General features: G+C 64.8%; 17 protein-coding genes. 7 read left to right on the forward strand and 10 right to left on the reverse strand.

Translation table 11 applies throughout. The annotated features are described in order from the left end of the window. Positions 1–7: 7 nt before the first annotated feature. The gene (locus tag XW59_RS14235) at positions 8–1,225 is read right to left on the reverse strand and encodes a urate hydroxylase PuuD (protein WP_047145970.1); all 1,218 of its coding nucleotides are present in this window, start codon (positions 1,223–1,225) and stop codon (positions 8–10) included. Positions 1,226–1,360: 135 nt separating this feature from the next. On the opposite strand from XW59_RS14235, the gene XW59_RS14240 reads away from it, so the two are divergent. Further along, positions 1,361–2,281: a LysR family transcriptional regulator gene (locus XW59_RS14240; RefSeq protein WP_047145971.1), complete on the forward strand. Its 921-nt coding sequence runs from the start codon at positions 1,361–1,363 to the stop codon at positions 2,279–2,281. 40 nt (positions 2,282–2,321) lie between these two features. Here XW59_RS14240 and XW59_RS14245 read toward each other — a convergent pair whose 3' ends face one another. The 5 genes from XW59_RS14245 to uraH form a co-directional block, all read right to left on the reverse strand. After that, the gene (locus XW59_RS14245) at positions 2,322–3,179 is read right to left on the reverse strand and encodes a hypothetical protein (protein WP_052958170.1); all 858 of its coding nucleotides are present in this window, start codon (positions 3,177–3,179) and stop codon (positions 2,322–2,324) included. Between the two features lie 206 nt (positions 3,180–3,385). Continuing rightward, the gene (gene xdhC / locus XW59_RS14250; RefSeq protein WP_047146075.1) at positions 3,386–4,222 is read right to left on the reverse strand and encodes a xanthine dehydrogenase accessory protein XdhC; all 837 of its coding nucleotides are present in this window, start codon (positions 4,220–4,222) and stop codon (positions 3,386–3,388) included. A 33-nt stretch (positions 4,223–4,255) separates the two neighbouring features. After that, on the reverse strand, positions 4,256–6,610 hold the full coding sequence (gene xdhB / locus XW59_RS14255) for a xanthine dehydrogenase molybdopterin binding subunit (protein WP_047145972.1): 2,355 nt from the start codon (positions 6,608–6,610) through the stop codon (positions 4,256–4,258). Positions 6,611–6,698: 88 nt separating this feature from the next. Continuing rightward, positions 6,699–8,168: a xanthine dehydrogenase small subunit gene (xdhA, locus tag XW59_RS14260; protein ID WP_047145973.1), complete on the reverse strand. Its 1,470-nt coding sequence runs from the start codon at positions 8,166–8,168 to the stop codon at positions 6,699–6,701. Positions 8,169–8,175: 7 nt separating this feature from the next. Continuing rightward, entirely contained in the window at positions 8,176–8,541 is a 366-nt protein-coding gene (gene uraH / locus XW59_RS14265) for a hydroxyisourate hydrolase (protein ID WP_082137609.1), read from the reverse strand. 219 nt (positions 8,542–8,760) lie between these two features. Between uraH and puuE the strand changes: the two genes are divergently transcribed. From puuE to XW59_RS14285, 4 genes are all read left to right on the forward strand, one after another. Continuing rightward, entirely contained in the window at positions 8,761–10,176 is a 1,416-nt protein-coding gene (gene puuE, locus XW59_RS14270; protein WP_047146077.1) for an allantoinase PuuE, read from the forward strand. A 26-nt stretch (positions 10,177–10,202) separates the two neighbouring features. Continuing rightward, positions 10,203–11,045, forward strand: a complete 843-nt coding sequence (locus XW59_RS14275; protein WP_047145974.1) for a bifunctional allantoicase/(S)-ureidoglycine aminohydrolase — start codon at positions 10,203–10,205, stop codon at positions 11,043–11,045. A 72-nt stretch (positions 11,046–11,117) separates the two neighbouring features. Then, a complete protein-coding gene (locus XW59_RS14280; RefSeq protein WP_047145975.1) occupies positions 11,118–11,627 on the forward strand; it encodes an ureidoglycolate lyase in 510 nt (169 codons plus the stop codon). Further along, on the forward strand, positions 11,624–12,217 hold the full coding sequence (locus XW59_RS14285) for a nucleoside deaminase (RefSeq protein ID WP_047145976.1): 594 nt from the start codon (positions 11,624–11,626) through the stop codon (positions 12,215–12,217). Before XW59_RS14280 ends, XW59_RS14285 begins: the two co-directional genes overlap by 4 nt. Here XW59_RS14285 and XW59_RS14290 read toward each other — a convergent pair. Further along, positions 12,214–13,170: a cation diffusion facilitator family transporter gene (locus XW59_RS14290; protein ID WP_047145977.1), complete on the reverse strand. Its 957-nt coding sequence runs from the start codon at positions 13,168–13,170 to the stop codon at positions 12,214–12,216. The genes XW59_RS14285 and XW59_RS14290 overlap by 4 nt on opposite strands. 153 nt (positions 13,171–13,323) lie before the next feature. Between XW59_RS14290 and vapB the strand changes: the two genes are divergently transcribed. Beyond that, positions 13,324–13,572: a type II toxin-antitoxin system VapB family antitoxin gene (gene vapB / locus XW59_RS14295; RefSeq protein WP_047145978.1), complete on the forward strand. Its 249-nt coding sequence runs from the start codon at positions 13,324–13,326 to the stop codon at positions 13,570–13,572. After that, entirely contained in the window at positions 13,572–13,979 is a 408-nt protein-coding gene (locus XW59_RS14300) for a type II toxin-antitoxin system VapC family toxin (protein WP_047145979.1), read from the forward strand. The genes vapB and XW59_RS14300 overlap by 1 nt, the downstream gene beginning before the upstream one ends. On the opposite strand, the gene pcaF is transcribed toward XW59_RS14300, so the two are convergent. From pcaF to XW59_RS14315, 3 genes are read right to left on the reverse strand one after another with little or no spacing between them, the layout of a single operon-like run. Next, positions 13,976–15,184, reverse strand: coding sequence for a 3-oxoadipyl-CoA thiolase (pcaF, locus tag XW59_RS14305; protein WP_047145980.1), 1,209 nt, complete (start codon positions 15,182–15,184; stop codon positions 13,976–13,978). The two genes, XW59_RS14300 and pcaF, sit on opposite strands and share 4 nt — an antisense overlap. A 2-nt stretch (positions 15,185–15,186) precedes the next feature. Then, complete coding sequence (locus tag XW59_RS14310; protein WP_047145981.1) at positions 15,187–15,858, reverse strand: 3-oxoacid CoA-transferase subunit B; 672 nt, start codon at positions 15,856–15,858, stop codon at positions 15,187–15,189. After that, positions 15,858–16,574 (reverse strand): 3-oxoacid CoA-transferase subunit A, encoded by a 717-nt coding sequence (locus XW59_RS14315; RefSeq protein WP_047145982.1) that lies wholly within the window; start codon positions 16,572–16,574, stop codon positions 15,858–15,860. The genes XW59_RS14310 and XW59_RS14315 overlap by 1 nt, the downstream gene beginning before the upstream one ends. Between the last annotated feature and the right edge of the window lie 138 nt (positions 16,575–16,712).

Here is a 16,712-nt window from a genome sequence, read left to right on the forward strand (position 1 = left end):
GAAAAAATCACTTCCTCGCCTCCTCGAACCACGTCACCAGCAGCGCGCGTTCGGCCGCGGTCATGGACGAAACGTTGCCGGGCGGCATGGCGTGACTGCGTCCGGCCTGCAGGTAGATTTCGCGCGCATGGTCGGCGATGGCTTCATCGGTGTCGAGCCTCACGCCCTTCGGCGCGAAATGGATGCCGTCCCAGCCGGGCTCGGCCGCGTGGCACATCGAGCAGCGGCCCATCACCGTGTCGCGGACGGCGGGAAAATGCGTCGACGCCATGAAGGTCTCTCCGACCGCGGAAACCTTGTCCTCCCCCGTCAGCGCCCTGGGCACGGTCGACAGCCACATGATGACGATGAACAGCAGCGTCGCGGCCAGCCACGTCCAGTGCGGATTGCCTTTCCGCGCGTACACCGTGTTGAAATAATGCCGGATGAGCACGCCGATGATGAAGATCAGCGAGGCGATGACCCAGTTGAACTGCGTGCCGAATGCCAGCGGATAGTGGTTCGACAGCATCAGGAAGATGACCGGAAGGGTGAGATAATTGTTGTGCAGCGAGCGCTGCTTGGCGATCTTGCCGTATTTCGCGTCGGGCTTGCGGCCGGCGATCAGATCCGCGACGACGATCTTCTGGTTGGGGATGATGATCAGGAAGACGTTGGCCGACATGATCGTCGCGGTAAACGCGCCGAGATGCAGGAACGCCGCCCGCCCGGTGAAAAGCTGCGTGTAGCCCCAGCTCATGAAGACCAGCACCGCGTAGAGCACCAGCATCAGGCCGGTGTCGCTCCTGCCCAGCGGCGACTTGCACAGAAGGTCGTAGATCACCCAGCCGAGCCCGATGGAGGCGAGCGAGATGAGGATGGCGACCGGCGCCGACACGTCGAGCACGTTGCGGTCGATGAGGTAGAGGTCGGCGCCCGCATAGTAGACGATCGCGAGAAGCGCGAAGCCCGACAGCCAGGTGGCGTAGGATTCCCATTTGAACCAGGTCAGGTGCTCCGGCATCTGCGCCGGCGCCACCAGATATTTCTGGATATGGTAGAAGCCGCCGCCATGGACCTGCCATTCCTCGCCATGGGCGCCTTCCGGCATGCCGGAACGCTGGCGCAGGCCGAGATCGAGCGCGATGAAATAGAAGGACGAGCCGATCCAGGCGATGGCGGTGATGACGTGCAGCCAGCGCGCCGCGAAGCTCAGCCAGTCCCAGAAAACCGCGAAATCGTACATGCTCGGTCCCTCACCCCTCGACGCTCCGACTTTACGGGCTCCAGTTCAAACCGAAAGAGGTGAGATGCGCGATGACTTTCAAAAAATTCTGGAAAATAATGCGGGTCCTGCCAGCCAACCGCCCGCCGGAGAAACATGGCCTATCTCGACAATATCGCCGTCTTCGTCCGCGTGGTCGAACTGGGCAATCTTTCCTCCGCCGGACGCGACATGCGGATTTCGCCAGCTGTGGCTTCCAACCGCATCAAGGAGCTGGAGAAGCATCTCGGCGTGCGCCTTTTCAACCGCACCACGCGCCAGTTGATGCCGACCGAGCACGGCCGCGCCTTCTATCAAGGCGCGAAACGCGTGCTCGAGGCGGTCGAGGAGGCCGAAGCCGCCGTCAGCGCGCTTTCAGGCCAGCCGCGCGGCACGATCCGGGTGACCGCCCCGCTCGGCCTCGGCCGCCGCCTGATCGCCTCGGGCATTCCCGAATTCCGCGACAGATATCCCGACATCGAGGTGCGGCTGCGCCTCTCCGACCATAATGTCGACATCATGAAGGAAGGCATCGACGTCGCCTTCCGGCTCGGCCTCCTGGAGGATTCGAGCCTGCGCATGCGCGGCATCTTGGATTGCGAGCGCGTCCTCGTCGCTGCGCCGAGCTATCTGGCGGCACGCGGCGAGCCTGAAAAGCCGCAGGACCTGGTCGACCGGAAGCACGATTGCCTGCTCCTGCGCTTTCCTGGCGCCCGCGAATTCTTCTGGACGCTGACGACCGAGAACGGTCCGCAGAAATTCGAGGTGCACGGCCCCTTCGATTCCGACGACGGCGACGTCCTCACCGGCTGGGCACTCGCCGGACGCGGCATCGTCAACAAGCCGCGCTTCGATGTCGAACCTTTCATCCGCGACCGGCGGCTGAAGATCATCCTGCCGCAGACGCCGCCGCTGCCGGTCCAACTCGCCGCGGTCTATCCGCACAAGAACTTCCAGGATCCGAAGGTCCGGCTTCTGCTCGACTTCATGGCCGAGCGCTGCCAGCGCATGATCCGGGACCTGCTGGCGGGGCGCTGAGCCTCCTCGCGCCCGCCGACGGCCCTTTGCCAGGGCCCCTCTACCAAGGCTTGTACCAGCCTTCGACGACCATCTGCTTGTCGCGATGGTTGCCACCGAGCGTCGCTCCGTAATAAGCGGCGGCGGCGCTGACGGCGAGCGAGGCGGCGACCATGAAAGCCGTGATCATCGCCACGCGACGTGCCGTCTCGGCCGTGTCGCGCGCCTGCTCGACGATCTGGTCGATGCGCTGCTCCGCCTCGGCGGGCTCTATGCCCGCCCGGGTGGCAACCACCGACACGAGATAGCTGCGGTCCCCGGCATCGAACTCGCCGTCGCCCAGCGTGGTCGCGAGCATTCTGGCGACCTCCTCGCGCGTTCCCTCGTCGATCGGCTGGGCATTGGGGCCGCCGCGCAGCGCGCGGTCGACGAGCAGCGTGTCCACTCCGAACCGGTCGGCCGTTTGGGTCACGACGGACCCTGCCGCGCCGATGGCCGATGTCGCGGTGGAAACGGTGCCGCCGATGCCCCAGAAAGCGATGAAGGCGCTGACGAGCAACCCGAGACCCCATACCACGAGGCCGTTCACCCCGTCGCGGACGTCGGATTCATATTCCGTCGCGTCGCCATGCCTGCGGCGCATCCGCCCCGCCACATAGCCGCCCGCCAGGAAGCTCGAGATCTGCACCCACAGGAGCCAGAGGGCGGCCACGATCGCCATCCAGAAGAGCGACATGCCCTCCCCTGCTTCCGCGGAGCTCATGGAGAGGCCTATGGCCGAGCCGAACGTAAGGAGCAGGAATGAAATGGCCGTCGCGAGCACGGTGCCCGCGAATATCGCCGGCCAGTCGATATAGGATCTGTCGTCGTCGCCGACGACGACGGCGTCCACGTCATTCGCGGGTTGGATGTTCGTCATTCCTGCCTCCCAGGCGCGTGAAAAGGACCACCGTGCGTTGCCTGCTAGCGAAGACCGAGCAGGGACAGGATGGCCATGATGACGACCACGAGGCCGATGAGGTAAATAATCCCGTGCATTGGAAAAACCTCCTTCGAGAATTCCCCAATCCAACTATTTGCGAGCTTCAAAGTTCCGAAAGCACACGGCTATCGTCGTTTTTACCACTACCGTGGATTTACTGCGCGAACGCGCGAAAAAGCCTGGATCACCTCGGCCGCGGCTAGCGCGGCGATCACCGCGGGCCGCTTGTCGTCGACCCCGGCGCCGCCGATGGGCGAGACGAGGCGCATGAACCTCTCCTCGCTGCCGCCGGCCTCCTTTAGATACCAGCTCCGGAACGTCGCCTTCTTGGTCTTGGAGCCGATCATGCCGACATAGGCCGCATCGTCCCGCTTCAACGCCTCGGCCACGATGAGGAAGTCGAGCGCGTGATCGTGGGTGAGCACGATGAAGGCCGAGCCGGGCGGCGCTGCGCGCACCGCCTCCTCCGGAACCGGCGTCAGCGATGTCTCGACCGTAGCCGGAACGCCCTCCAGCGCGGCCGCGCGCGTCTCCACCACCATCGTCTTTACCGGCAGCAATGCGAGGGCGGCCGCAAGCGCGTGACCCACATGGCCGCCGCCGAAGAGATAGACATGCGGACGGCCCGCGCTTTCACGGCTCTCCCTTTCTAGAAGTTCCGCGCGTTTCGCCTTGTCCACCGGCGAGATCGCGAGTTCGACCCGCCCGCCGCAGCATTGGCCGATCTCCGGGCCGAGCGGAATGGAGAGACTGGCCATGCCCGCCCGTGCGGAAGCTGCTGCGTCCGCCAGCAGCTCCCGCGCCTTGTCGATCGCCATGAATTCGAGCTGGCCGCCGCCGATCGTTCCGAGGATCGCGTCTGGCGACACCAGCATCCAGGCGCCCTTCTCGCGCGGCGTCGAGCCTCTCGCTTCCGCCACCTCGACCAGCGCGGCGGCCGGCGAGACGGCGAAGAAGGCGGAAAGGTGGGACGACGTCATGGCCGCAAGCATAGCCTCATCAACGAGCCGCGCCTACTTTCCAGTCTCTCCACGCAATCTCTCCACCGCCATCAGCACCCGCTCCGGCGTCGCGGGCGCGTCGAGGCGCGGGCAGATCCGGTGGTCGGCCACGCTCGCCACCGCATCGGACAGCGCGTGGAACACCGACATCGCCAGCATGAAGGGCGGCTCGCCGACCGCCTTGGAGCGATGGATCGTCGGCTCGTGCGCCTCCGCCCAGTCGGCGAGCGCGACGTTGAAGATTTTCGGCCGGTCGGAGGCGAGCGGGATCTTGTAGGTGGAAGGCGCGTGCGTGCGCAGCCTGCCCTTCTCGTCCCAGACGAGCTCTTCCGTCGTCAGCCAGCCCATGCCTTGCACGAAGCCGCCCTCGATCTGGCCGAGATCGATCGCGCGGTTGAGCGAGCGTCCGGTCTCGTGGAGTATGTCGCTACGCTCCACCATATATTCGCCGGTCAGCGTGTCGATCGACACCTCCGAGCAAGACGCGCCATACGCGAAATAGTAAAAGGGGCGACCCGCGCCCCTGTCGCGGTCCCAATGGATTTTCGGCGTCTTGTAGAAACCCGCCGCCGAAAGCTGGACGCGCGCCATATAGGCCTCGCGGATCAGTTCGGCGAAGGGAATTTCCTGATTGCCGACGCGCACCCGGTTGGGCAGGAACTTTATCTGGTCCTTGGGCAGGCCGTATTTCCTCGCGGCGAAGTCGCACAGCCGGTCCTTGATCTGCCGCGCGGCGTTCCGTGCAGCCATGCCGTTGAGGTCGGAGCCTGAGGAGGCCGCCGTCGCGGAGGTGTTCGGCACCTTGCCGGTGGTGGTCGCGGTGATCTTCACCCGGTCGAGATCGATCTGGAACTCCTCGGCCACCACCTGCGCGACCTTGACGTAGAGCCCCTGCCCCATCTCGGTACCGCCATGGTTCAAATGCACCGAGCCGTCGGTGTAGACATGAACCAGCGCGCCGGCCTGGTTGAAATGAGTGGCGGTGAAGGAGATGCCGAACTTCACCGGCGTCAGCGCGATGCCGCGCTTGACGATCCCGCTGTTGGCGTTGAAGGCCTCGATCTCGCGGCGGCGGCGCTTGTAGTCGGCGCTCGCCTCCAGTTCCTCGACGATGCGATGAACGACGTTGTCCTCGACCGTCTGGTGATAGGGCGTGACGTCGCGTCCCTCATCGCCGTTCCTGCCGTAGAAATTGCGCTTGCGGATTTCCAGCGGATCCTTGCCGAGCGCGAAGGCCACCTCGTCGACGATGCGCTCCGCGCCCATCATGCCCTGCGGTCCGCCGAACCCGCGGAAGGCAGTGTTGGAGACCGTGTTGGTGTAATAAGGCGCAGAGCGCGCCTTCACCGCCGGATAGAAATAAGCATTGTCGCAATGGAACAGAGCCCGATCGGTCACCGGACCGGAAAGGTCCGAGGAAAAGCCGCAGCGCGCGCCATAGGTGAAGTCGACGCCGAGAATGTTGCCTTCGTCGTCGAAGCCCACCTCGTAGTCGATCAGGAAATCGTGGCGCTTGCCGGTCGCGACCATGTCGTCGTCGCGATCGGGCCTGATCTTGACCGCGCGTCCCAGCCGCTTCGCCGCGATGGCGGCTACGGCGCCGAACTGGTTGGCCTGCGTCTCCTTGCCGCCGAAGCCGCCGCCCATGCGCCGCACCTCGATCGTCACCGCATGCGACGGCACGCCGAGCGCATGCGCCACCATGTGCTGGACCTCGCTCGGATGCTGGGTCGAGGAGAAGACGGTGACATCCATGTCCTCGCCCGGCACCGCCATGGCGATATGGCCCTCGAGATAGAAATGGTCCTGTCCGCCGACGCGCATCTGCCCAGCCACGTGCCGCGGCGCGGCCGTGATTGCCGCGGTCGCATCGCCACGCTGAAGCGTCAAGGGCGCGGTGACGAGCCGATCGCCGCCTGGGTCGAGGCCGTCGATATCGAGCAGCGCCGGCAGTTCGTCATAGTCGATCCTGGCAAGCCGGCAGGCGCGCCGCGCCTCCTCGCGCGTGCGGGCGACGACCGCAAAGATAGGCTGGCCGTGGAACTCGACCTTGCCGGTCGCCAGAACGGGCTCGTCATGCTTGCCGGAGGGCGATATGTCGTTTTCGCCCGGCACGTCCTCGCCGGTGATGACGTCGACGACGCCGGACGCGGCGCGCACGGCCGAAAGGTCGATCGAGCGGATTGTGCCGTGCGCCACGGTCGAAAGGCCGAGGCAGGCATGCAGCGTGCCTGCGGGCTCCGGCATATCGTCGATATAGACCGCGCCGCCGGTGACGTGCTTGCGCGCGGAATCATGCTTCTGGTCGGTCGCCACTCCGCCGGAGATTCTCGCGGCGCCGAGGCCGGTCGAGGCGTGCTTGTTCATGGCCCAACCTCGCAAAGATTGCGCTCGTCCCGGGAGCGGGGAGAGCAAGACGATTGCGGTGGAGGGGGCGCAGAGATCGTATTTCTCATCAAACCGCCTCGAACCGCTTGACCGTGATCGGCGTCGTCGTCCCGGTCGTATCCAGATAAAACCGCTTGAGCAGGTTCTTCGCCGCCAGCATCCGGTATTCGGCCGAGGCGCGCATGTCCGAGATCGGGGTAAAGTCGGTGCGATAGGCCTCCATCGCCGCCTCGATCGTCGCGATTTCCCACGGCCTGCCGACGAGCGCGGCCTCCACCGCGCGCGCGCGCTTCGGCGTCGCCGCCATGCCGCCATAGGCGATCCGCGCGAAGGCGACCTTGCCGTCCGCTCCAACCGAGACGCTGAAGGCCCCGAGCGCGGCCGTTATGTCCTCGTCGCGGCGCTTGGTGACCTTGTAGGCGGAAAAATGCGTGCCGGCATCCGGAACGGGCACATGCACGGCCTCGATGAACTCGCCGGCGGCACGATCCTGTTTGCCGTAATCGATGAAGAAGTCCTCGAGCGCGATCGTCCGGCGCGCCGCGCCCTTGCGCAGCGTCAGCGTGGCGCCGAGCACGATCAGCGGCGGCGGAGTGTCGCCGATCGGCGAGCCGTTGGCGATATTGCCGCCGATCGTGCCCATGTTGCGGACCTGCTCGCCGCCGATGCGGTCGATCAGCGGCCCGAGCGACGGTATCCTCGCCCGCAGCAGACGGTGGGCCTCGGAATAGCTGACGCCCGCGCCGATGGTGATGATGCCGTCCTTCTCCGACATCGAGCGGAGCTCCTCGATGCCGCCGATGAAAACGGCGGGCGAGATTTCGCGCATGAACTTGGTGACCCACAGGCCCACATCGGTCGAACCGGCGACGATCGTCGCCCCCGGCTCCCGTTCCAGCACCTCGGCGAAATCGTCGATGGTCGCGGGGACGATCAGACGGTCCTTGCCGGTGCCGATCTCGACGCGGGCACCATCGCGCAATTCGGCAAGGCGCGCCGCAACGGCTGAGCGCTCCGTGGCCAGAGCGTCCTTGCCGGCATCGCCATAGGAGGAAACCGCGCGCGCGGCGCGCATGATCGCCTCGTAGCCGGTGCAGCGGCAGAGATTGCCCTGCAGCGCTTTCTCGATCGCCTCGTCGCTGGGGTTGGGCGCACGCATCCACAATGCGTAGAGCGACATCACGAAGCCGGGCGTGCAGAAGCCGCATTGCGATCCGTGGAAATCGACCATCGCCTGCTGCACCGGATGGAGTGCGTCGTCGCTGCCCTTCAGATGCTCGACCGTGACGACATGGCACGCGTCGAGCGAGCCCAGGAAACGAATGCAGGCGTTCACGCTCTCATAGACGAGCTCGCCATCCACCAGCCTGCCGACGAGCACCGTGCAGGCGCCGCAATCGCCCTCCGCGCAGCCTTCCTTGGTGCCGCGCAGCGAGCGGGTGAGCCGCAGATAGTCGAGCAGCGTCTCGTCCGGCCGGATATCGGACAATGCGACCTGCTCGTCGTTCAAGAGGAAGCGGAGCTCGCGGCGGGCCATGTTCTCCTCAGCTGCCCCTGTAGGTCGAATAGCCGTAGGGCGAGAGAAGCAACGGGACATGATAGTGCCCCTCCTCCGAAATGCCGAAACGGATGGGAATCTGATCGAGGAAGGCGGGCTCGGCGAGCGCCGTGCCATTCGCACGCAGGTAGTCGCCGGCGAAGAACACCAGCTCGTACTGGCCGGCCTGGAAGGCCTTGCCCTCCAGGAGCGGCGCATCGCAGCGCCCGTCGGCATTGGTGACCACATCCTTGAGCTTGCGATGCGAGTTGCCGCTGACGCGGTAGAGCGCGATCGTCAGCCCCGCCGCCGGCCTGCCGGCCGCGGTGTCCAGCACGTGGGTGGTCAGGCGCCCGCCTCCTGCCATCGGCATATTCCCCTTGTTATCCTTCTTCACCGGCCGGCGATTGTGCGGCAAATATTTGCATTGCATAAGTCCTGGGCGTTCCGAAACCCCGCAAAAAGACTTTCAAATTTTTGAAGGGGAATGTTCGGGACTCCGTTTCGATTATTCTGAAGATAAATAGGGCAATTGCTGCCGAGGAAAGGACCGACCGGCGTGGCAAGCGAGCTGAAGCGATATCCGAGGGACATGCGCGGTTACGGCGCGAATCCGCCCGACCCGAAATGGCCGGGCGGCGCGCGCGTCGCCGTGCAGTTCGTGGTCAATTACGAGGAAGGCGGCGAAAACTGCATCCTTCACGGCGACGCGGCCTCCGAAGCTTTCCTTTCCGAAGTCGTGGGCGCCGCTCCCTGGCCGGGCAAACGCCACTGGAACATGGAATCCATCTACGAATACGGCACGCGCGCCGGCTTCTGGCGGCTGCACCGCATGTTCACCGAGGCGGACGTTCCAGTCACCGTCTACGGCGTGGCGACGGCGCTTGCCCGATCGCCGGATCAGGTCGCGGCGATGCAGGAGGCCGGCTGGGAAATCGCCTCGCACGGGCTGCGATGGATCGACTACCGCGACCACGAGGAGGAGGCCGAGCGCGCCGATCTCCTGGAAGCCGTCCGCCTCCATGCCGAAGTCGTCGGCGAACGCCCGACCGGGCTCTATCTCGGCCGCACCTCGTGCTGGTCCGTACGCATTGCCGCCGCCGAGGGCGGCTTCACCTGGATTTCCGACACCTATGACGACGACTTGCCTTACTGGCTCGACCATGACGGGCACGGCAACGCGATCCCGCCGCAGCTCGTCATTCCCTATACGCTCGACGCCAACGACATGCGCTTCGCCACCGCGCAGGGCTTCAACTCGGGCGACCAGTTCTTCGCCTATCTGAAGGATGCCTTCGACACGCTTCATGCCGAGGGCAAAACCGGGCGCGGCGGCATGATGAGCATCGGCCTGCATTGCCGGCTGATCGGCCGGCCCGGCCGCGCCGCCGCCCTGCGGCGCTTCATCGATTACGTAAAAGGTCATGACGACGTCTGGCTGGCGCGCCGCATCGACATCGCCAACCACTGGATCGAGCATCACCCCTACCGGCCCGCGCCGCTGCGCCCCAGCCGCATGGGCCGCGAGGAGTTCATCGCGAAATTCGGCGGCGTCTTCGAGCATTCGCCGTGGATCGCCCAGCGTGCGCATGGCCTGGAACTGGGTCCGGCGCATGATTCAGCCGGCGGGTTGCACAATGCGCTCGCCCGCATCTTCCGCTCGGCGAGCGGGGATGAACGGCTCGGCGTTCTCAAGGCGCATCCGGATCTTGCCGGCAAGCTCGCGCAGGCGAAGCGCCTGACGAAGGAATCAACCGGAGAGCAGGCGTCCGCCGGTCTCGACGCGCTGACGGATGCCGAGCGCGAGGCCTTCACCAATCTCAATGCGGCCTATGTCGAGAAATTCGGCTTCCCGTTCATCATCGCGGTCAAGGGGAAGACGAAGGACGAGATACTCGCCGCCTTCGAAACACGCATCGCCAACGGCCGCGAGGAGGAATTCGCCGCCGCCTGCCGCCAGGTGGAGCGAATCGCGCTGCTGCGGCTCAAGGACATTCTGCCCGCCTGACGGCAGGACAACAAAGGACCTCAGGGATGAACGCCCGCACCTACTACGCCCCGCATGGCGGCCTGCCGCCACAGACGCAATTGCTCACCGACCGCGCCGTCTTCACCGAGGCCTATGCCGTCATCCCCAAGGGCGTGATGAGCGACATCGTCACGAGCTGCCTGCCCTTCTGGGAGAAGACCAGGGCCTGGATCCTGTCGCGGCCGCTCTCCGGCTTTGCCGAGACCTTCTCGCAATACATCATGGAAGTCGCGCCCGGCGGCGGCAGCGACCGGCCGGAGCCGGACGAAGGCGCCGAAGGCGTGCTCTTCGTGGTGGAGGGCGAGCTGACTGTCGTTCTGGACGGGGAAAGCCACCGCATGGTGCCGGGCGGCTATGCCTTCATCCCGCCGGCAAGCGAATGGTCGGTGCGCAACGAGGGCCGCGAACCCGTCCGCTTCCACTGGATCCGGAAAGCCTACGAGAAGGTCGAAGGCATCGAGGCGCCACGGCCGATCTTCGTCAACGAGGCGGAGATCGCGCCAACCCCAATGCCCGGCACGGAAGGCAAATGGGCGACGACCCGCTTCGTCGATCCCGAGGATCTGCGCCACGACATGCATGTGACGGTCGTCACCTTCGAGCCGGGCGCGGTGATCCCGTTTGCCGAAACCCATGTCATGGAACACGGGCTCTACGTGCTGGAGGGCAAGGCGGTCTATAGGCTCAACCAGGACTGGGTGGAGGTCGAGGCCGGCGACTATATGTGGCTGCGCGCCTTCTGCCCCCAGGCCTGCTATGCCGGCGGTCCGGGCAAGTTCAGATACCTGCTCTATAAGGACGTGAACCGGCATATGAAGCTGGGAACAGCCAACCCCTCGAGACGGTAGAATCATCCCAATGCTCTCGCTGCCCACCAGCATGGGGAGCCAACCAATCAGACCAGGACGAGCGGTTGCATCATGACCCGCATCATTACCGCCCACTCCCTCACCCGCGAAGCCTTCGCCGAGTTCGGTGACGTGCTCGACACCGACTGGCCGAACCATTTCGCCATCAACAACGGCAGGACCGAGCGCTACCACGATCTCGCGAAGGTCGAGGCGGAAGGGCCGAATGCGCGCGTCCTGGTCTCCATCTTCAAGGGCACGCCATACGAGTTTCCCTTGAAGCTCTCGATGGTCGAGCGCCATCCCTTCGGCAGCCAGGCCTTCATGCCGCTGTCGCCCGCTCCCTTCCTCGTCGTCGTCTGCCACGACACCGAGGACGGCCCCGGCGAACCGCATGCCTTCGTCACCCGGCCCGGTCAGGGCGTCAGCTATCCGCGCAACACCTGGCACGGCGTGCTGACGCCGATCGGCGCCGCGCAGGATTTCCTGGTCGTCGACCGTGGCGGCGACGGCTCCAATCTCGAGGAGCATTTCTTCGACGAGCCTTACGAAATCCGCCTTCCGGAAGGATTCGAGCCGTGACCGATATCCCGCTCATCCGGCGCCTGTTCGACGTGATCGAGAACGACATCGCGCCGAAGACGGCAGCAGGCGTGGCCCGCGGCAACAAGCTGTTCGGCGCCGCTATCCTGCGCAAGGACGATCTGTCGGTGGTGATGGCCGAGACCAACAACGAGATCGAGAATCCGCTCTGGCATGGCGAGATGCACGCCCTGAAGCGCTTCTACGAGCTGCCGAAGGCGGATCGGCCGGACACGAAGGACTGCATCTTCCTTTCCACGCACGAGCCATGCTCGCTTTGCCTTTCGGCGATTACCTGGACCGGCTTCGACAATTTCTATTATCTCTTCAGCCATGAGGACTCGCGCGACAGCTTCGCCATTCCGCATGATCTCAAGATTTTGAAGGAAGTCTTCACGCTCGATCCCGGCGGCTACAATGCCGAGAACGCCTATTGGAAGAGCTTCGCGTTGCGGAAGATGGTACGCGAGCTTCCCGGAAGCGACCGGATGGCCTTGCAAGGGCGGATCGAGGCGATCTCAAGGCGCTATGAAGCGCTTTCCGGGGAATACCAGGATTCCAAATCGGACAACGACATACCGCTGAACTAAGCCGGCGGATCGCCGAGGATCGCCTCGCGCCGGCTGATCCAGGTCGCGTTCTTCTGCGGCTTGACGAAGACAGCGACGACCTCCGGCACCCGCTCCTTGACCGCCGCCTCGATGCGTTCCACGCAGATTTCGATCTCATGCGCGGTGAGCTCGTCCTTGAAGTCGATGCTCAGCCCGACGACGATCTGCGTCGGCCCGAGATGGACCGTCAGCGCCCCATTGGCCGCCTCCACCGCCGGGTCGGCGCGTGCGACCTCGATCACCCGGGCCTCGACCTTCGGCGAGGCCGGCTCGCCCATTAGCAGGCTCTTGCTCTCACGCGCGAGCAGGATCGCGGTGGCGCCGAGAATGCAGCCGATGCCGATCGACGCCGCGCCGTCGAGCTCGGGCATGTCGAAATAGTGCGCCGCCGTGATGCCGGCGAAGGCGAAGAACAGGCCGAGCAACGCTGCCGTGTCCTCGAAGAGAACGGTGAAGACGCTCGGATCCTTGCTCTTGTGCACGGCTTCCAGATAGCCCATCTTGCCCTTGACGCTCTGGAACTCCTTGAGCGCCACGCGCCACGAAAATCCTTCGAAAAGCACGGCGAGACCGAGCACCACGTAGTTGACGGTCAGGTTCTCCGCCGGATGCGGATCGAGAATGTGGATCACGCCTTCGTAGAAGGAGACGCCGGCGCCCAGCGCGAAGACCAGGAGCGCGACGATGAAGCTCCAGAAATAGAGCTCCCGGCCATGCCCGAACGGATGGGTCTTGTCGGCGGGGCGCGCCGCGCGTCTCATGCCGTAAAGCAGCAGGCCGCCATTGCCGGTATCGACCAGCGAGTGGACGCCCTCCGACAGCATCGACGAGCTTCCGGTGAGGAACGCCGCCACGAACTTGGTCACCGCGATCATGAGATTGCCGGCCAGCGCGGCGTAGATGACCGTCTTCGAACCGCTTTGAGACGCCATGGACGCATCCTGCCATTGTGGTCCGGAACATACATTACGCATCTCCGTAACGACCGGGCAAGCTGCATTCCTGGAACCGGCATGCCGACCACTTGAGAAGACTGCGGTGGCGATATATATCATTGGTATATACCAACGAGCGGAGGCTACCCGATGGCCACCACAGCCAAGCTTTTCATGAATGGCCGAAGCCAGGCGGTTCGCCTGCCCGCCGAGTTCCGCTTCGAGGGCAAGGAGGTCGATATCCGCCGCGATCCGCGGACGGGCGATGTGGTTCTGTCGGAGAGGAAGCCAGGCAAGTCCTGGGACGAATTCTTTCGCCTTGTCGACGAACTCGATCTCCCGGCGGACTTCATGCAGGACCGCGACCAAGGCGTCCATGAGCGCGAAGACGTCTTCTGATGCCGCATCGCTTCATGCTCGACACCAACACTTTCGGTGTAATCGCTTCGGACCGGAATGAAGCGGTCAGAGCGCGCTTTCGTGCTGCCAGCATCGAGGAAATCTGCGTCTCGGCAATAACACGCGGCGAAATCGAATTCGGATTGGCGAAGAAGCCGGAGGCAACCCGGCTTGCCCGCACAGCCGCGCTACTGTTCGCACAAATCGATGCGCTTCCCTGGACATCCGAGGCGGCCCAGACCTACGGAAACCTCCGAGCCTCACTTCAGCGCGCAGGGATATCGCTGGGTCCACTCGACATGCTGATTGCCGCCCACGCAATGACTAAAGGCGCGGTGCTCGTGACGAGCGACCGCGCCTTTCGTCTCGTTCCCGGTCTCGAGACCGAGGATTGGCTGGCGGGTTAGACCCGTTCCAACGCCACCGCTATGCCCTGGCCGACGCCGATGCACATCGTCGCCAGCGCAAGCTTGGCGCCGCGCTCGCGCAGTTCCAGCGCCGCGGTGCCGGAAATGCGCGCCCCCGACATGCCGAGCGGGTGACCGAGCGCGATCGCCCCGCCATTCGGGTTGACGTGCTCCGCGTCCTCGGAAATGCCGAGTTCGCGGAGCACGGCGATGCCTTGGGAGGCAAAGGCTTCATTGAGCTCGATGACGTCGAAATCGGACGGCGTGAGGCCGAGCCGGGCGCAAAGCTTCCGCGTCGCCGGCGCCGGGCCGATGCCCATGATGCGTGGCGGCACGCCGGCGGCCGCGCCGCCGAGAATGCGGGCGATCGGCGTGAGGCCATACTTCTTCACCGCCGCTTCGGAGGCGACGATCAGCGCCGCGGCCCCATCATTGACGCCCGAGGCGTTGCCCGCCGTCACCGTGCCGCCCTCCTTCTTGAAGGGGGTCGGCAGCTTGGCCAGCGTCTCGACGGTCGTGCCGGCGCGCGGATGCTCGTCCTTGCCGACGACGATCGCGTCGCCCTTGCGCTGCGGGATCGTCACCGGCGTGATTTCCTTGGCGAGCCGGCCATTCTCCTGCGCGGCGACCGCCTTCTCCTGGCTGCGCACCGCGAACGCGTCCTGATCGGCGCGCGAGACCTTGAAGTCCTCGGCGACGTTCTCGCCGGTCTCGGGCATGGAATCGACGCCGTACTGCTTCTTCATCAACGGATTGACGAAGCGCCAGCCGATCGTGGTGTCGTAGATCTCCGCATTGCGCGAGAAGGCGGTGTCCGCCTTCGGCATGACGAAGGGCGCGCGGCTCATCGATTCGACGCCGCCGGCGATCATGATCTCGGCCTCGCCCGCCTTGATGGCGCGCGCCGCGATGGTGAGCGCATCCATGCCCGACCCGCAGAGACGGTTGACCGTCGAGCCCGGCACTTCCTTCGGCAGGCCGGCCAGCAGCAGCGCCATGCGCGCGACGTTGCGATTGTCCTCGCCGGCCTGATTGGCGCAGCCATAGACCACGTCGTCGATCGCCGCCCAGTCGATGCCGGCGTTGCGTTCCATCAGCGCCTTGAGCGGTATCGCGCCCAGATCGTCGGCACGGACAGAGGAGAGCGAGCCGCCGAAGCGGCCGATGGGCGTGCGGATATAGTCGCAGATATAAGCTTCGGCCATGTTCAAACCTCCGGTACGACAAGATCTTTGACGGTGCCTTCGACCACCAGCGTGGCTTCGGTCAAGGCCTGCAACTCGTCAAGGCTGATGGTCGCCAGCTTCTCCCGAAGAACGAAGCGCGCATTCACGATATCGACCACGGCGAGGCTGGTATAGACCGTCGTCACGCAGCCGACGCCGGTCAAAGGCAGGCGACACTCTTTGAGAAGCTTGGGCCGCCCGTCCTTCGTGGTGTGGTCGGTGATGACGCAGACCCGCTTGGCGCCATGGACGAGATCCATCGCGCCGCCCACCGCCGGGACCGAGCCCGGCCCCGTGCTCCAGTTCGCCAGATCTCCGTTTTCGGCGACCTCGTAGGCTCCCAGGATGGCGACGTCCAGATGACTGCCGCGCACCATGGCGAAGCTGTCGGCGTGATGGAAGAAGGAAGCGCCCGGATTGAGGGTCACCGCCTTCTTGCCCGCGTTGATGAGGTCCCAGTCCTCCTCGCCGGCGGGCGGCGCCTCGCCGAAGTCGAGAATGCCGTTCTCCGTGTGGTAGATGACCTGACGGCCCTTGGGCTTGAACTTGGCGACCATCTCGGGGAAGCCGATGCCGAGGTTCACATAGGCGCCGTCGGGAATGTCCTGCGCCGCGCGCCATGCGATCTGCGCATTCGTCAGTTTGGCCGTCATCACTTGGTCACCTCGCGCAACAGAGCTTCTTCCTGCTTGGGATCCACGACTTCCACGATCCGGTTCACGAATATGCCGGGCGTCACGACATGCTCGGGATCGATCTCGCCCGGTTCCGTGATCCGGCTTGCCTGTACGATCGTGACCGCCGCCGCGGTCGCCATCAGCGGCGAGAAGTTCCGCGCCGCCTTGTGGTAGGTGAGATTGCCCTTCTTGTCGGCGAGCTCGGCCTTGATCAGAGCCACGTCCGCCTTCAGCCAGCGCTCCTGAACGTATTTTCGGCCGTCGAACTCCGCGACCGGCTTTCCTTCGGCGACCAAAGTGCCGAAGCTCGTCGGCGTATAGAAGGCGGGAATGCCCGCGCCGCCGGCGCGGATGCGCTCGGCAAGCGTTCCCTGCGGCACCAGCTCGAGCTCGATTTCTCCGGCCAGGTACCGCTCCGTGAAGGCTTTCGGGTCGGAGGACCGCGGGAAGGAGCAGACCATCTTGGCGACCATCCCCGCATAGATCATCGCCGCGATGCCGACCGCCCCATTGCCGGCATTGTTGTTCACGACGGTAAGCCGGCCCGGAGATCCGGTTTTCTTATAGCGTTCGACAAGCGCATGGATGAGCTCGATCGGCGCGCCCGCCCCGCCGAATCCGCCGATCATCACCACCATGCCGTCCCGGATGTCGGAAACCGCATCCTCCACGCTCGGACTGATTTTGTTCATTGCTGATCCTCACCCATCCTGCCGTCGACCACGACAGCGCGTCTCGCCGCCATAAACATCAAAAGTTCGTATTGCGAACATTTGTTTTATATGCGATACTTTCACATGATCGTCGTCGAAAAGTCAATCTGGCCTGCC

Source organism: Aquamicrobium sp. LC103 (genome assembly GCF_001014615.2).
GTDB lineage: Bacteria > Pseudomonadota > Alphaproteobacteria > Rhizobiales > Rhizobiaceae > LBCQ02.

Coding starts and splice junctions, on each gene's coding strand:
- XW59_RS14315 (WP_047145982.1), bottom strand. CDS start 16,574: ATGAACAAAATCAGTCCGAGCGTGGAGGATGCGGTTTCCGACATCCGG.
- XW59_RS14235 (WP_047145970.1), bottom strand. CDS start 1,225: ATGTACGATTTCGCGGTTTTCTGGGACTGGCTGAGCTTCGCGGCGCGC.
- vapB (WP_047145978.1), top strand. CDS start 13,324: ATGGCCACCACAGCCAAGCTTTTCATGAATGGCCGAAGCCAGGCGGTT.
- XW59_RS14280 (WP_047145975.1), top strand. CDS start 11,118: ATGACCCGCATCATTACCGCCCACTCCCTCACCCGCGAAGCCTTCGCC.
- XW59_RS14245 (WP_052958170.1), bottom strand. CDS start 3,179: ATGACGAACATCCAACCCGCGAATGACGTGGACGCCGTCGTCGTCGGC.
- XW59_RS14310 (WP_047145981.1), bottom strand. CDS start 15,858: ATGACGGCCAAACTGACGAATGCGCAGATCGCATGGCGCGCGGCGCAG.
- uraH (WP_082137609.1), bottom strand. CDS start 8,541: ATGCCGATGGCAGGAGGCGGGCGCCTGACCACCCACGTGCTGGACACC.
- XW59_RS14275 (WP_047145974.1), top strand. CDS start 10,203: ATGAACGCCCGCACCTACTACGCCCCGCATGGCGGCCTGCCGCCACAG.
- xdhC (WP_047146075.1), bottom strand. CDS start 4,222: ATGACGTCGTCCCACCTTTCCGCCTTCTTCGCCGTCTCGCCGGCCGCC.
- XW59_RS14240 (WP_047145971.1), top strand. CDS start 1,361: ATGGCCTATCTCGACAATATCGCCGTCTTCGTCCGCGTGGTCGAACTG.
- puuE (WP_047146077.1), top strand. CDS start 8,761: ATGCGCGGTTACGGCGCGAATCCGCCCGACCCGAAATGGCCGGGCGGC.
- xdhA (WP_047145973.1), bottom strand. CDS start 8,168: ATGGCCCGCCGCGAGCTCCGCTTCCTCTTGAACGACGAGCAGGTCGCA.
- XW59_RS14290 (WP_047145977.1), bottom strand. CDS start 13,170: ATGGCGTCTCAAAGCGGTTCGAAGACGGTCATCTACGCCGCGCTGGCC.
- xdhB (WP_047145972.1), bottom strand. CDS start 6,610: ATGAACAAGCACGCCTCGACCGGCCTCGGCGCCGCGAGAATCTCCGGC.
- XW59_RS14300 (WP_047145979.1), top strand. CDS start 13,572: ATGCCGCATCGCTTCATGCTCGACACCAACACTTTCGGTGTAATCGCT.
- pcaF (WP_047145980.1), bottom strand. CDS start 15,184: ATGGCCGAAGCTTATATCTGCGACTATATCCGCACGCCCATCGGCCGC.